Origin of the sequence: Frigoribacterium sp. VKM Ac-2859, assembly GCF_013204925.1 — a bacterium.
Taxonomy (GTDB): Bacteria; Actinomycetota; Actinomycetes; order Actinomycetales; family Microbacteriaceae; genus Frigoribacterium.
On the sequence record NZ_JABMLC010000001.1, the window covers coordinates 648,065 to 662,603 of the forward strand.

At 68.0% G+C, this 14,539-nt stretch carries 17 protein-coding genes; 1 reads left to right on the forward strand and 16 read right to left on the reverse strand.

Features of this window, described 5'->3' with window-relative positions; genetic code table 11:
- Positions 1 to 154 precede the first annotated feature (154 nt).
- A complete protein-coding gene (locus HQQ78_RS03000) occupies positions 155 to 952 on the reverse strand; it encodes a PP2C family serine/threonine-protein phosphatase (protein WP_123570230.1) in 798 nt (265 codons plus the stop codon).
- A complete protein-coding gene (locus tag HQQ78_RS03005) occupies positions 949 to 1,503 on the reverse strand; it encodes an FHA domain-containing protein (RefSeq protein WP_173150994.1) in 555 nt (184 codons plus the stop codon). The genes HQQ78_RS03000 and HQQ78_RS03005 overlap by 4 nt, the downstream gene beginning before the upstream one ends.
- Before the next feature lie 211 nt (positions 1,504 to 1,714).
- Here HQQ78_RS03005 and HQQ78_RS03010 point away from each other — a divergent pair, with 211 nt between their 5' ends.
- Positions 1,715 to 2,275: a methylated-DNA--[protein]-cysteine S-methyltransferase gene (locus tag HQQ78_RS03010; RefSeq protein ID WP_173150995.1), complete on the forward strand. Its 561-nt coding sequence runs from the start codon at positions 1,715 to 1,717 to the stop codon at positions 2,273 to 2,275.
- Between the two features lie 33 nt (positions 2,276 to 2,308).
- Here HQQ78_RS03010 and HQQ78_RS03015 read toward each other — a convergent pair whose 3' ends face one another.
- From HQQ78_RS03015 to prfA, 14 genes are all read right to left on the reverse strand, one after another.
- Positions 2,309 to 3,064, reverse strand: coding sequence for a YaaA family protein (locus HQQ78_RS03015; protein ID WP_173150996.1), 756 nt, complete (start codon positions 3,062 to 3,064; stop codon positions 2,309 to 2,311).
- Positions 3,065 to 3,092: 28 nt separating this feature from the next.
- A complete protein-coding gene (locus HQQ78_RS03020) occupies positions 3,093 to 3,353 on the reverse strand; it encodes a F0F1 ATP synthase subunit epsilon (RefSeq protein ID WP_043594515.1) in 261 nt (86 codons plus the stop codon).
- A 2-nt stretch (positions 3,354 to 3,355) separates the two neighbouring features.
- The gene (atpD, locus tag HQQ78_RS03025) at positions 3,356 to 4,816 is read right to left on the reverse strand and encodes a F0F1 ATP synthase subunit beta (protein WP_043594513.1); all 1,461 of its coding nucleotides are present in this window, start codon (positions 4,814 to 4,816) and stop codon (positions 3,356 to 3,358) included.
- 41 nt (positions 4,817 to 4,857) lie between these two features.
- Positions 4,858 to 5,757 carry a F0F1 ATP synthase subunit gamma gene (locus HQQ78_RS03030; RefSeq protein WP_173150997.1) on the reverse strand — a complete coding sequence of 300 codons (900 nt, stop codon included), beginning with the start codon at positions 5,755 to 5,757 and terminating at the stop codon, positions 4,858 to 4,860.
- A 44-nt stretch (positions 5,758 to 5,801) separates the two neighbouring features.
- The gene (gene atpA / locus HQQ78_RS03035) at positions 5,802 to 7,439 is read right to left on the reverse strand and encodes a F0F1 ATP synthase subunit alpha (RefSeq protein ID WP_056045891.1); all 1,638 of its coding nucleotides are present in this window, start codon (positions 7,437 to 7,439) and stop codon (positions 5,802 to 5,804) included.
- Between the two features lie 59 nt (positions 7,440 to 7,498).
- On the reverse strand, positions 7,499 to 8,293 hold the full coding sequence (locus tag HQQ78_RS03040; RefSeq protein WP_173150998.1) for a F0F1 ATP synthase subunit delta: 795 nt from the start codon (positions 8,291 to 8,293) through the stop codon (positions 7,499 to 7,501).
- Positions 8,294 to 8,295: 2 nt separating this feature from the next.
- The gene (locus HQQ78_RS03045) at positions 8,296 to 8,856 is read right to left on the reverse strand and encodes a F0F1 ATP synthase subunit B (RefSeq protein WP_056045898.1); all 561 of its coding nucleotides are present in this window, start codon (positions 8,854 to 8,856) and stop codon (positions 8,296 to 8,298) included.
- Positions 8,857 to 8,876: 20 nt separating this feature from the next.
- Entirely contained in the window at positions 8,877 to 9,110 is a 234-nt protein-coding gene (gene atpE / locus HQQ78_RS03050) for an ATP synthase F0 subunit C (protein ID WP_043594505.1), read from the reverse strand.
- 54 nt (positions 9,111 to 9,164) lie between these two features.
- Positions 9,165 to 9,971: a F0F1 ATP synthase subunit A gene (atpB, locus tag HQQ78_RS03055; RefSeq protein WP_043594504.1), complete on the reverse strand. Its 807-nt coding sequence runs from the start codon at positions 9,969 to 9,971 to the stop codon at positions 9,165 to 9,167.
- Between the two features lie 182 nt (positions 9,972 to 10,153).
- Positions 10,154 to 10,579, reverse strand: a complete 426-nt coding sequence (locus HQQ78_RS03060; protein ID WP_123570236.1) for a hypothetical protein — start codon at positions 10,577 to 10,579, stop codon at positions 10,154 to 10,156.
- Positions 10,576 to 11,856 (reverse strand): MraY family glycosyltransferase, encoded by a 1,281-nt coding sequence (locus HQQ78_RS03065; protein WP_123570237.1) that lies wholly within the window; start codon positions 11,854 to 11,856, stop codon positions 10,576 to 10,578. Before HQQ78_RS03065 ends, HQQ78_RS03060 begins: the two co-directional genes overlap by 4 nt.
- Positions 11,853 to 12,530: an L-threonylcarbamoyladenylate synthase gene (locus HQQ78_RS03070; protein WP_056045907.1), complete on the reverse strand. Its 678-nt coding sequence runs from the start codon at positions 12,528 to 12,530 to the stop codon at positions 11,853 to 11,855. Before HQQ78_RS03070 ends, HQQ78_RS03065 begins: the two co-directional genes overlap by 4 nt.
- Before the next feature lie 39 nt (positions 12,531 to 12,569).
- Positions 12,570 to 13,460 carry a peptide chain release factor N(5)-glutamine methyltransferase gene (gene prmC, locus HQQ78_RS03075; protein WP_371740324.1) on the reverse strand — a complete coding sequence of 297 codons (891 nt, stop codon included), beginning with the start codon at positions 13,458 to 13,460 and terminating at the stop codon, positions 12,570 to 12,572.
- Positions 13,457 to 14,539, reverse strand: coding sequence for a peptide chain release factor 1 (gene prfA / locus HQQ78_RS03080; protein ID WP_173150999.1), 1,083 nt, complete (start codon positions 14,537 to 14,539; stop codon positions 13,457 to 13,459). Before prfA ends, prmC begins: the two co-directional genes overlap by 4 nt.

A 14,539-nucleotide genomic window follows, 5' to 3' on the forward strand; every position in this document is an offset into this window, starting at 1 on the left:
TGCCGGGTCGGCTGGGCGGAACAGGTCGGCGTCGGTCCGACCGCAGCCATTCTACGTGGGGGTCCCCGACGCCCGAGAGGCCCGTGGGCCCCCCTGTGGACGGACCCGGTCCCCCCATTTCGGGGGCGGGGCCGTCCGTGTCCGCGTGTCGCGCCTACTCGGCGTCCGTCGTCTCGGCGCTCCGGACGTCCACGACGACGGCCGTGACGTTGTCGCGTCCACCCGCCTCGACGGCGGCCTCGACGAGGGCCGTCGCCGCCGGCTCGGCACCGTCGACGCCGCCGAGGAGCTCGGCGATCCGCCCGGCGGACAGTTCTTTGGTCAGGCCGTCCGAGCAGACGAGGAGGCGCAGGCCGGGTCGGGCGGGCACCCTCCAGTAATCCGGACGCGGGTCGACGTCGAACCCGACCGCCCGGGTGATCACGTTGCTGTCGGGGTGCTTCTCGGCGTCGTCCGCGTGCAGGAGCCCCGCGTCGACCATCTCCTGGACGACGGAATGGTCGACGGTCACCTGGCGGAGACGGCCGTCCTCGAACATGTACACGCGGGAGTCGCCCACGTTGAAGACCGTGAAGTCGACCTCGGCGCCTTCTCCCTCTCGTGAGAGGAACGCCCCGGTGGCCGTCGTGCCGACCCCGAGCTCGGTGTCGGCCGCCGCCACCGCGATGTCCTCCGTGGCCACGCGGAGGGCCGTCTCGACGTCGTCCGTGGTGGCGAACGGGCGTGACGCGATCTCGCTCATGCGGCGCACGACCGCGTCGCTCGCCACGTCACCCGCGCTGTGCCCACCCATGCCGTCGGCCACGACGAACAGCGGCGCCTCTGCGAGGTAGCTGTCCTCGTTGTGCGCTCGGCGACGACCCACGTCGGTCACCCCCGCCCAGTCGAAGGTGAGCCCCGGGCCGTCGAGGCCGAGGGCGTGGGCGGTCGTGGGGCGGCCGAGCTCTGTCACAGGAGGGGTTCTTTCGTCGGGATGATGCGCTGGGGAGGCAGGATCTCGAGAAGGTTCCCGTCACCTACGTCCACTATCGTGCCTGCACGGGCGACGAGCGACTCGCCTTGCCGGAGAACGACGGGAACGCGTCCGGGCTCGATCACCCGGGTCCCGTTCGTCGAACGCAGGTCGGTGACGACGACGGTGCCCCCTTGCTGGCGCACGTCGACGTGCGCCCCCGAGACCTCGTGTCGCGGAGACGGCACGGTCACCAACCGTGGCAGGGGTCCAGAGCCCACGCGCGGCCCGGTCGGGCGACGCCCCACGATGACGGGCACGTCGAGCGACAGGTCCTGCCCGGCGACCCTCACCCCGTGGAGGCGCGGGGTGGGTCGGCCCGACGGGTTCGGCTCCCCGCTCGTCGGCGGCCGTGCCGGCGGGGAGACCCGGAGGACCGTGTCGTCCGCGTCCGTCTCGTCGACGCCCGAGGGGCGGGCCGGGCGACCGACGACCGTGTCGTCGATCGAGCCGACTCGGTGCCACGATCCTGGTGACTGTTCGGTGGGCATCTCGTTCCTCTCACCGGGGGCTCTGGCGCGGTTCGGCGACCACGACCTCCACGCTAGCGCCCGGTGACCGGTCCGTTCGGGTGCCGCGTCCACACCCGCGCCCAGGCTGCACCACCGCACGTCTCCTCCCCACGCCGGGTGCGGCAGCCGTCGGTTCACACCCGGCCCGTTCTCCGGCGTCCCGACCGGGCGGCCGCCCTAACGTGACGCCATGACCGACCTCGTCCTCGTACCCCCGCTGCCACCCGGCCGTGCCGACGACGACGAACCGCCGGGGCTCGTCCGACTCGACTCCCCCGTGGGACGAATCGAGATCGTCAGTCGGCACTTCGCCGTCGAGGGCCTCGCGATCGAGCGTGAGGGCGTCCTGCCTCACGACGGTCAACCCGAGCGGCCCGACAACCTGCTCGATGCAGCCCGACGTCAGGTCGACGGCTACTTCGAAGGAGTGCGCACGCGCTTCGATCTTCCGCTCCGCCTGGTCGGTTCGAGCTTCCAGCGCTCGGTCTGGTCTGCGCTGCTCGAGGTCGAGTGGGGACGGGCCACGACCTATGGACGACTCGGCGGGACCTTCGGCAATCCTCGGGCCGGGCGAGCCGTCGGTGGAGCGGTGGCGGCGAATCCGCTCCCCCTGCTCGTCCCGTGCCACCGTGTCCTGGGCCGGACGGGCGGCGTCACCGGCTACACCGTGGGCACAGGGGTCGAGACGAAGAAGTGGCTCCTCCGCCACGAGGGCGTCGCGTTCCGAGAGGGTCCCGTGCCCCTGGACTGAGACAGATCTGAAGGGTCGCCGCCCGCCCGGCGATCAGACGGACGCCTGCAGGACCGACTCCGCCACGAGCACGCTCTCGTCTCCGGGTTCGAGCACGAACCCTCGACCGCGGGCCCACTCCGTCAGGTCGCCGAGGTCGGCCAGGTCCGGACGATCGGCCAGGAGGGCGCGAACGAACAACCCCTTGCTCTTCTTGTTGAAGTGGTTGAGGGCTCGGCGTCGGTCGCCCGCATCCGAGACGACACGGACGTACGTCGACCTCGTCCCCGCCGGCCCCAGACCGACGTATCCCTCGGATCGCAGGTCGACGACGAGTTCGCCGACGCTTGCCAGGACCGCGGACACCGGCCCTCGCCAGAGTTTCTTCAACGACGTCCGGGGAACCCTCGAGTCGTGTGAGAGCCGGTAGGCGGGGATCTCGTCGCCAGCCCGGAGCAAGCCGAACAAGGCCGAATGCACGAGTACGTGCCGGTGAGCCCACGTCCACGCGTCGGCACTCATGCCTGCCACACCGAGAGGGTCGAAGAGGACCCCCGTGTAGCGCGACAGAGCGGGCATCGTGGGCGACACGGTCACGAGCCGGTTGCGCTCGACCTCGTGAGCCTGCGTGGGACCGAGTTTGAGTGCGGCGGCGGCCGCCGCGACGTCGGCCGACATCTCGTCGAGCAAGGCCAAGGAGGCGCGGCGAGGGCCGTCGAGCTCGTCGAACGACAGTGCCGTCACATCGAGCCGCGAACCGACGCTGCCCCCGTCGAGTTTGGTCTCGGACGGGGGCAGCAGGAACAGCATGTCGTTCGGTGGTGCAGACGGGCGGAGCTCAGTTGAGCTGTGCGTTGCGCGCGACGACCGTCACGGTGTCGTTCTCGACGGACAGGAAACCGTCGTCGGCAGTCGCCTCGACGGTGGTGCCGTCGGACAACCGGACCCTGACCTGACCCGAGGCCAGGATGGCGAGGATCGGCTCGTGACCGGGAAGGATTCCGATCTCACCCTCGGCGGTGCGAGCGACGATCGACGACGCCTCGCCCGACCACACTTCGTGGTCGGCCGAGACGACGCTGACAGTGAGAGCAGCCACGATCAGCCGTTCTCCTTCTGGATCTGAGCCCACTTCTCTTCGACGTCCGAGATGGAGCCGACGTTGAAGAATGCCTGCGTGGCCACGTGGTCGAATTCGCCGTCGGCGATCGCGGTGAAGGACTCGATGGTGTCCTTCAGCGGGACGGTCGAGCCCTCGACACCGGTGAACTTCTTGGCCATGTAGGTGTTCTGCGAGAGGAACTGCTGGATGCGGCGCGCACGCGACACCGTGATCTTGTCCTCTTCGGAGAGCTCGTCGACACCGAGGATGGCGATGATCTCTTGCAGCTCCTTGTTCTTCTGCAGGATGGCCTTGACCCGGATCGCCGTGTCGTAGTGCGCCTGGCCCAGGTAACGCGGGTCGAGGATGCGGCTGGTCGACGTCAGCGGGTCGATCGCGGGGTAGAGACCCTGCGACGCGATCTCACGCGACAACTCGGTGGTCGCGTCGAGGTGCGCGAACGTCGTCGCGGGAGCCGGGTCGGTGTAGTCGTCGGCAGGCACGTAGATCGCCTGCAGCGAGGTGATCGAGTGACCGCGCGTCGAGGTGATGCGCTCTTGGAGGACACCCATCTCGTCGGCCAGGTTGGGCTGGTAACCCACCGCCGAGGGCATGCGACCCAGAAGGGTCGAGACCTCGGAACCGGCCTGCGTGAAGCGGAAGATGTTGTCGATGAAGAGGAGCACGTCCTGCTTCTGCACGTCGCGGAAGTACTCGGCCATCGTGAGGGCCGACAGCGCGACGCGGAGACGGGTTCCCGGCGGCTCGTCCATCTGGCCGAAGACCAACGCGGTCTTGTCGAACACGCCCGCTTCGTCCATCTCGGCGATGAGGTCGTTGCCCTCGCGGGTACGCTCACCGACGCCGGCGAAGACCGACACACCACCGTGGTCCTGCGCGACACGCTGGATCATCTCCTGGATGAGGACGGTCTTGCCGACACCCGCACCACCGAAGAGACCGATCTTGCCGCCCTGCACGTAAGGCGTGAGGAGGTCGATGGACTTGATGCCCGTCTCGAACAGCTGGGTCTTGGACTCGAGCTGGTCGAACTTCGGGGGCTTGCGGTGGATGGGCCAGCGCTCGGTGATCTCGACCGTCTCGTCACCCTCGAGGTTGAGGATCTCGCCCGTGACGCTGAAGACCTTGCCCTTGGTGACGTCGCCGACGGGCACCGAGATGGGCGCGCCGGTGTCGATGACCTCCTGCCCACGGACGATGCCGTCGGTGGGCTTGAGGGCGATGGCACGGACGAGGTCGTCACCGAGGTGCTGGGCGACCTCGAGCGTGATCTGCGTGGTCGTGTCACCGATGGTGATCTTCGTGGTCAGCGCGTTGTAGACGCCGGGGATGGCATCGTGCGGGAACTCGATGTCGACGACGGGGCCCGTGACCCGGGCGATGCGCCCGACGCCGGGAGCCGACTCGGTCGCGACCGGTGCGGTTGCGGTGTCAGTCATGGCTTCTCTCTCTTCGGATGATGATGCTGTGGTGCAGAGCTCTACTTGGCCGACCCGAGGGCGTCTGCGCCGCCCACGATCTCGGAGATCTGCTGCGTGATCTCGGCCTGACGCGCGTTGTTGGCCAGACGGGTGAAGTCGCGGATGAGGGTGTCGGCGTTGTCGCTGGCAGCCTTCATGGCCTTCTGACGGGCGGCGTGCTCGGAGGCGGCCGACTGCAGCATGGCGTTGAAGATGCGGCTCTCGATGTAGACCGGCAACAGGGCGTCGAGGACCTCGGTCGGATCGGGTTCGAAGTCGTACAGCGGCAGGACCTCGTCCTCTCCGGGCTCTTCGATGCCCTCGACGACCTCGAGGGGAAGCAGACGGACGACCTCGGGAACCTGGCTGACCATGTTCACGAAACGGTTGTAGACGATGTGGATCTCGTCCACGCCGCCCTCGGCCGCCTCGGTGAGGAACTTGGAGACGACGGCGTCGCCGATCTCTTTCGCCGTGACGAACTCGGGCTGGTCCGTGTTGCCCGTCCACACCTGCTCGGCGTCACGACGTCGGAAGGCGAAGTACCCCTGGGCCTTGCGACCCACGAGGTAGTAGACGACCTCTTTGCCCTGGCTCCGCAGCAGCTGCGCGAGCTGCTCGCTCTCTTTCAGCGTGTTCGAGCTGAATGCACCGTTGAGGCCGCGGTCCGACGTGAACACGACGATCGCGGCACGCTCGACCGTCTCGGGCTCGGTGGTCAGCACGTGGTCGACGTCCGAGAACGTCGCCACGGCCGACACCGCGCGGGTGATGGCTCGCGAGTACGGCCCGGAGGCTTTCATCCGGGCCTGCGCCTTCTGGATGCGCGAGGCCGAGATGAGCTCCATCGCGCGAGTGACCTTCTTGGTCGTCTGCGCAGAGCGGATCCTCTGCCGGTAGATCCGGAGTTGGGCTCCCATTACTCTCCTGTTGTCTCGTCAGTCGTGAACGTCGAACGGGCGCGTCAGCGCTTCGTCTTGACGATCTTCTCCTGGTTGACGTCGTCGGCGTCGGTGGCCTCGAACTCTTCACGTCCCACCGAAGCGAGAGGCTTGCCCTCACCGGTCTGGAATTCTTGCTTGAACGAGTCAATGCCGCTCTCGAGAGCCGCGACGATGTCGTCCGACAGCACGTTCTTCTCCCTGAGATCGGACAACACCGACGTGTTCCGACCCATGTAGTCGAGCAACTCGCGCTCGAAACGCAGGATATCGGGCACGGGGACCTCGTCGAGCTTGCCGTTGGTGCCGGCCCAGATCGAGACGACCTGGTCCTCGACCGGGTAGGGCGAGTACTGCGGCTGCTTGAGGAGCTCGGTGAGACGTGCACCACGTGCGAGCTGACGACGGCTCGCGGCGTCGAGGTCGGACGCGAACATCGCGAACGCTTCAAGCGAGCGGTACTGGGCCAGTTCGAGCTTGAGCGTGCCGGAGACCTTCTTGATCGACTTGACCTGGGCGTCACCGCCGACGCGCGACACCGAGATGCCGACGTCGACCGCGGGACGCTGGTTCGCGTTGAAGAGGTCGGACTGCAGGAAGATCTGGCCGTCGGTGATGGAGATCACGTTGGTCGGGATGTACGCCGAGACGTCGTTGGCCTTGGTCTCGATGATGGGCAGACCCGTCATCGAGCCGGCGCCCAGCTCGTCGGACAGCTTCGCGCAACGCTCGAGCAGACGCGAGTGCAGGTAGAAGACGTCACCCGGGTAGGCCTCGCGTCCCGGCGGACGACGAAGGAGGAGCGAGACGGCACGGTAGGCCTCGGCCTGCTTCGACAGGTCGTCGAAGATGATGAGGACGTGCTTACCGCTGTACATCCAGTGCTGACCGATGGCAGACCCGGTGTACGGAGCGAGGTACTTGAAGCCGGCGGGGTCCGAGGCGGGAGCGGCGACGATCGTCGTGTACTCCATGGCTCCGGCCTCTTCGAGGGCACCCTTGACCGAGGCGATCGTGGAGCCCTTCTGGCCGATGGCGACGTAGATGCAGCGGACCTGCTTGTTCTCGTCGCCGGACTCCCAGTTGGCCTTCTGGTTGATGATCGTGTCGATCGCGATGGCCGTCTTGCCGGTCTGGCGGTCGCCGATGATGAGCTGGCGCTGCCCACGACCGACGGGGATCATGGCGTCGATCGCCTTGATCCCGGTCTGCATGGGCTCGTGGACCGACTTGCGCTGCATGACACCGGGGGCCTGGAGTTCGAGGGCACGACGACCCTCGGTGGCGATGTCGCCGAGACCGTCGATGGGTGCGCCCAGCGGGTCGACGACGCGACCCAGGTAGCCGTCGCCGACGGGGACGGAGAGGACCTCACCCGTGCGGGTGACCTCCATGCCCTCTTCGATGCCGGAGAACTCGCCGAGGACGATGGCGCCGATCTCGTCTTCGTCGAGGTTCTGAGCGAGACCCTGCGTGCCGTCCGCGAAGCGGATGAGCTCGTTGGCCATGACGCCGGGGAGCCCCTGGACATGGGCGATGCCGTCGGCTGCGTCCGTGACGTGGCCGACCTCGGTGGTGGAGGCCTTCGAAGGGTCGTACGACGAGACGAAGTCCTTCAGCGCGTCGCGAATCTCATCCGGGCTGATCTTGATGTCTGCCATTGTGATTCCTATTCGTAGCGAGGCTTCGGGAGGCCTCGAGTCTGTGTGTGAGAGCGTGACTAGCCGGCGAGCTGCAGGCGGAGCAGGCTGAGCTTCGTCGCAACGGTGCCGTCGATGACCTCGTCGCCCACCTGGACGCGGAGACCGCCGACGACGGCGGGATCGATGACCTGGTTGATGCGCAGGCTACGCCCGAACTGCTTGGCCAAACCGTGCTGCAGCCGAGTGACGTGGGCGTCGTCGAGGTGGACGGCGCTCGTGACGGTGGCGACGAGCTGATCGGACTGGTCGGCGACGATGTCGGCCGCGTGACGGAGGAGCTCACCGATCCGACGGCCACGGGGCTGCTGCACCAGGTGCATCACGATGGTGACCGTCTGACGACTGGCCTTCCCTCCGAGCAGACGCTCGACGAGGTCCGCCTTGGCGGCGGGATCGCCCAGCTTGGAGCCGAGGGCCAATTCGAGCTGCGAATCCGTACGGACGGCCGCATCGAAGGCGAAGAGCTCGTTCTCGATGCTGCTGTCGGCCGGCGTGGTCGTCGCGATCGCACGGAAGGCGACCTCTTCGATGCCGGCGAGCAGATCGTCGGACGACGACCAGCGGCTGCCGACGACCGAGACGAGCACGGCTCGCGTCGACTCGGAGAACGACCCGAAGAGCCGGTCGAGCAGCTGCTTCTTCGTCGCCACGTCGACAGCGGGGTCGGCGAGATACGACTGCAGCTGAACGGAGCCGCCGATGACCCGACCGGCGTCGAGCAACTGCTCGCCGGTCGTCAGGTCGACCGACCCGCCGAGGTCGGACAAGACCGACCGCGCCGAACCGAGTGCTTCTCGGGACATGGAACCCATCGTCAGTTGCCCGCCTTAGCGTTCTCGTCCGCCTCGAGGTCGGCCAGGAAGCGGTCGACCACGGCCGACGCCTTCGCGTCGTCGCTCAGCGACTCACCGATGACGCCGGAGGCGAGGTCGATGGCCAGCGATCCGACTTCGGACCGGAGCGAGGCCACGGCGGCCTGGCGCTCGGCCTCGATCTGCGCGTGGGCGGAGGCGGTGATGCGGTCGGCCTCGGCCTGCGCCTGCTGCTTGAGCTCGGCGATGATCTCGTTGCCCTCGGCGCGCGCAGCCTCACGGATGCGAGCGGCCTCGGCACGAGCGTCGGCCAGCTGCTTCTTGTATTCGTCGAGGGCCTTGGCAGCCTCGGCCTGTGCGGCCTCGGCGTGCTTGATGCCGCCTTCGATGCGCTCGGCACGCTCGTCGAGGATCCTGCGGAACTTGGGGATCGCGAAGAGCCCGAAGAACGCGGCGATGACCACGAAGACGACCAAGGACCAGAGGATGTCGTAACCAGCGGGGAAGAAGATGGCGGCGCCTTCGGGCGCACCACCCTCGGCCGCGAGGATCGTCTCGATCATCGGTGTGTCGTCCTAACTGATCAGGAGAAGATGAAGCCGGCGGCAAGGCCGATGAAGCCCAGCAGCTCGGTGAACGCGATGCCGAGGAACATCGTGACCTGCAGGCGGCCGGCCAGCTCGGGCTGGCGGGCCATGGCCTCGACGGTCTTGCCCGCGACGATGCCGATACCGATGCCGGGGCCGATCGCAGCGAGGCCGTAGCCGACGGTCGCGATGTTGCCGTTGATCTCAGCGAGGATCGTGGTGGTGTCCACTTGTGTTTCCTTCCGGTTGGGCGATGCACGTCGGATGACGTGCGTCGTCTGTATTTAGTGTTCTTTCGCCGCGGCCTGTTGGATGTAGACCGAGGCGAGGAGCGTGAAGACGTAGGCCTGCAGCACGGCGACGGCCATCTCGACGATGGTCATCACGAAGCCACCGATGAGGGTGAGAGCACCGAAGGCCATGAAGCCCCCGCTCATGCTGAAGAAGAAGAAGTGCGTCGCCGCGAAGCAGAGCACCAGCAAGAGGTGGCCGACCATCATGTTCAACAGGAGTCGGAGGGCCAGGGAGATCGGCCGCACGATGAAGATGTTGATGAACTCGATGGGCGTCAGCAGGATGTACATGACCCACGGCACACCGGGCGGGAAGAGGGCGTTGCGCAGGAACGTCGCGCCACCGGCCTCGCGGAAGCCCGCGTAGATGAACATGATGTAGGCCACGACCGCCAGCAGCAGGGGCATGGCGATGACCGACGTGCCTGCGATGTTGAGGCCGGGGATGATTCCCGTGATGTTCATGGCAAAGATGCCGAAGAACATGGCGGCCAGCAACGGCAGGTATTTGCGTCCGAGCTTCTCGCCGAGGATCTCCTCGACGATCTGGATGCGGACGAAGTCGAGGCCCAGCTCGGCGATGCTCTGCCCGCGGGACGGGATGAGCCGCCCCTTGCGCAGGGCCAGCCAGAACAGCAGCAACATGACGGCGATCGCGAAGAGGCGGACCAGCATGATGCGGTTCAGCTCGAAGGGGGTGCCCTCGAAGAAGATGGCGGGAGGAAAGAACTCGTCAAGAGTCGGGGCATGGAATCCCCCGTCCCCGTGGCCGGCTTCGGCAGCGGAGAGCAGGTTCACAGCGTTCGCTATCAGCGCTATCTCCTGTGTCGGGGCGAGCACCCTGAAGTGTCGCGACGATTGGTGGGGTTTGTCATCCGTGCACGCTGGAGACGCGGCCGGGGAACGTCGTCAACCCTATCAAGGTAATGGTTGCTTCCACGAATCGGTCGAGGTATTTTCACCGTGTGCACGCATGGTCGTCAGTCCTGCGGAGCAGGGGGAAGCGTGGCATCGCTCACGTACGACAGGCGCCCCCGGACGACCACGAGGGCGTCGACTGCCAGCGTGCCGATGATCGAGACCACGAGGGCCAGGAACAACACGACGTCGTCCACGAACGGTTGGTCGCGCAGCAGGACGAGCAAGACGATGAAGATGACCAGCTTGAGGAGCCAGGCACCCATCACGATGCCGAAGAACGCACCGAGGGTGAAGCGGATCGCCACGAGCATGCTCGCGGCCGTAATCGCCGCGAAGAGGATCGCGAGCCCCACCCCCACGAGGGCGCTCCACAGGCCGTCGGTGCCGGCGAAGAGGTAGCCGAGCCCTCCTCCGACCACGGCGATGACGAGGGCGAGTGCGCCCGTGTACTTGAGGATCTGGGTGAAGATCGAGCTGGCGTTCATGGGTGGTCCTTCGGGTTCGTCAGTTCGGGCACCTCGGCCTTGGCCGCGGTGTCGGTGTCGTGCGGGTCGAGGACGTCCGCGGCGGCGTCGAGCGGGTCGAACCGGTCGGACTCCGTCGTCGACAGATCACCCGTGCGGGTCGTCTGGACGGCGATCTCGACCTTCTTGCGACGGCTGAGCGGAGACAACGTGGCGGCGGTGCAGGCGACCAGGCCGACGCCGAGGAAGACGGCGACCAGGTAGGTCGGCTTCACGAAGAGGAACATCAGGCCCCCGACGGCCGCCACGATCGTCCAGGCGTAGAAGATCAGGACGGCCTGGAAGTGCGAGTGTCCCATGTCGAGCAGGCGGTGGTGCAGGTGCTTGCGGTCGGCGGTGAAGGGGGACTTCCCGGCACTGAGTCGGCGGAGGACGGCCAGGCCGAAGTCGAGCAACGGCACGACGAGGATCGCGAAGGGCAGGACGATCGGGATGAACGCCGGCAGGAGTGCCGTCCGGGAGATCCCGGCCGGGTCGATCTGCCCGGTGACCGAGATCGCACTCGTCGCCATGACGAGTCCGGTGAGGAGCGCACCCGCGTCGCCCATGAAGAGCTTGGCCGGGTGCCAGTTCAGCGGAAGGAAGCCGAGGCAGGCCCCGATCAACACGGCGGAGAGGAGGGCGGCGAGGTTGAAGTACTCGGTCTGGCCGATGGTGATCGAGATCACGAAGCTGTAGACGAAGAAGACGCCGTTCGCGATGATCGCGACCCCGGCCACGAGACCGTCGAGTCCGTCGATGAAGTTCACGGCGTTCATGACGAGGACGATCGTGAGGACCGTGAGGACGAGCGACATGTACGGCGAGCCGATGGCCAGGCTGCCCCCGATGGGCAACGAGACGAGTTGGACGCCCTGCCACGCGAGGACTCCCGCGGCGACGATCTGGCCCGCCAGCTTGGTCATCCAGTCGAGGTCGTACAGGTCGTCGACGACTCCGATGACGACGATGATCGTGGCGGCGCCGATGATGGCCAGAGGAGGCCCCGCGTCGGCGAAGACGAGACGGAAGTAGTCGACACCCGAGATCAAGGGGAAGACGAACCACGCCGCGAGCAGCGCGACCACGATGCCGGCCCACATCGCGATTCCCCCGAGACGCGGCGTGGGCGTCTGGTGGACGTCCCGCTCGCGGATCTGGGGATAGAGGCGGTACTTGAGGCCCACCCGCCAGACGACGACGGACAACACGAAGCTGACCCCCGCCGAGATCGCCAGCGCGAGGAGGTAGTACCTCACGCGAGGGCGTCGACCCCGACGACGCGGATGATCTCGGCGTCGGACAGGACGCCGTGGCGCACGATGCGCAACACCCCGTCGGCGCCGCCCGTCGCGTCGACGATCGTCGACCCCGTGTTGGCGCCGGCCCGGTGTTCGTACGTGGCCCCCGCGGGGCCGTCGTCGAGGTACACCGACACGGAGTCGCCGAGCATGCGGCGGGCGTCGCCCGCCGTCTCGGCCGCGGGCTGGCCCGTGAGGTTGGCGCTCGACACCGCGAGCGGGCCGGTCTCTTCGAGCAGCTCGAGGGCGATGCGGTGGCTCGGCACGCGCAGGGCGACGGTGCCGCGCGTCTCGCCGAGATCCCAGCTGAGCGACGCCTGCGCACGGAAGATGACCGTGAGCGGGCCGGGCCAGAACTCGTCGAGCAACGGACGGACGACCTCGGGCACCCGGTCGGTGAGAGCGGCGAGGGTCTCTTGGCCCTTGATCAGCACCGGAGGCGGGGACTGGCGACCACGACCCTTGGCGTCGAGCAGGCGCTGCACGGCGGTCGGGTCGAACGCGTCGGCCGCGACGCCGTACACCGTGTCGGTCGGCAGGACGACGAGCTCGCCTCGACCGATGGCACCGCGCGCCATGCGCATGCCGGCGAGGAGTTCGGAGTCGACGGAGCAGTCGTGAAAAGTGGCCATGACCTGACGATGATAGTGCGACGGACCGGGAGAACCCGGTCAGCGCACCGCCGTCGTGGCCCGGTCGCGGCCGGTGAGGTCGGGATGCGTGGCCGGGGAGCGCCAACCGTCGACCGTCAGGAGGTCGCGGATGGCGCCTCCTTGGAGCTCGCCGTGCTCGATGACGAGCGCTCCGCCCGGGCGCAGCAGCCGCCGGGCCGTGAGGGACAGTGCGCGGACCAGGTCGAGGCCGTCCTCACCGCCGTAGAGGGCGAGCGCAGGATCGTGGAGTCTCACCTCGGGGTCGCGCGGGACCATGCCGACGGGCACGTACGGCGGGTTCGACACCACCACCGAGACCGTGCCGTCGAGTTCGGGCAGGGCGTCGGCGAGGTCGCCCTCGACGAGGCGCACGTTGTCGACCCCCACCGCGTCGATGTTGCGACGGGTCCAGACGGCCGCCTCGGGAGACAGCTCGACGGCGACGACCGTGGCCGTCGGCACCTCGGAGGCCATCGCCAGGGCCAGGGCGCCGCTCCCGGTCCCGAGGTCGACGGCGACGGGTGACGCGTCCGCCCTGGAGCGCAGGGCGTCGATCGCCAACTGGGCGACGCCTTCGGTCTCGGGTCGCGGGACGAAGACACCCGGCCCCACGCGCAACTCGAGGTGGCGGAACGACGCCCGCCCCGTGATGTGCTGCAGGGGCTCGCGGGAGGCGCGGCGCGTGATCGCGGCGACCAGCGCCTCCTGCTCGTCCGGCGTCAACGACGCGGCCGTGACGGCCCTCGCCCGCACGGCTCCCCTGGTCAGGCCCGTGACGTGGCCGAGCAGGAGTTCGGCGTCGACGTCGGGCGACGGCACCCCGGCGTCGACGAGGACGGTCGACGCGACCCGGAGGGCCACGTCGACCGTCGTCACGCCGTCGAAGGCCGTGGCGATCGCATTGGTCACGACGCGGTGTCACCGATCTCGGCGAGACGTGCCTCTTCGTCGGCCTGGATGCACGACTCGACGACCGCGTCGAGCGCACCGTCCATGACGGCGTCGAGGTTGTACGCCTTGTAGCCGGTGCGGTGGTCGGCGATGCGGTTCTCGGGGAAGTTGTAGGTGCGGATGCGTTCCGACCGGTCCATGCCCCGGATCTGGCTCTTGCGGGCGTCCGACGCGATGGCCGCCTGCTCTTCTTGCTGACGGGCGAGGATGCGGGCCCGCAGGACGCGCATGCCCGCCTCGCGGTTCTGCAGCTGGCTCTTCTCGTTCTGCATCGCGACCACGATGCCCGTGGGCAGGTGGGTGATGCGGACGGCGGAGTCGGTCGTGTTGACCGACTGGCCGCCGGGGCCGCTCGACCGGTAGACGTCGATCTTGAGGTCGTTCTGGTTGATGTCGACCTCTTCGGGCTCGTCGACCTCGGGGAACACGAGCACGCCCGTGGTCGAGGTGTGGATTCGGCCCTGCGACTCGGTCGCCGGCACCCGCTGCACGCGGTGGACGCCACCCTCGTACTTGAGGTGCGCCCAGACGCCCTGCGAGGGGTCGGACGCGTTCGACTTGAACGCGACCTGCACGTTCTTGTAGCCACCGAGGTCGGAGTCGTCGCTCGCGATCATCTCGGACTTCCAGCCCTTCGACTCGGCGTAGTGCAGGTACATGCGCAGCAGGTCGGCCGCGAACAGGGCGCTCTCGGCCCCGCCCTCGCCGCCCTTGATCTCCATGATGACGTCGCGCCCGTCGTCCGGGTCGCGCGGGATCAGGAGGCGCCGCAAGCGCTCCTGGGACTCGTCGAGCGCCTGCTCGAGGACGGGCACCTCGTCGGCGAACGCCTCGTCCTCCTTCGCGAGTTCGCGCGCGGCCTCGAGGTCTTCAGCCGCCTGCTGCCACGTCGAGTGAGCAGCCACGATGCGGCTGAGCTCGGCGTAGCGGCGGTTGATCTTCTTGGCGCGTGCGGCGTCGGCGTGGACCGCCGGATCGCTGAGCTGCGTCTGCAGGTCGTCGTGCTCGGCCAGCAGCACGGCCACCGACTCGAACAC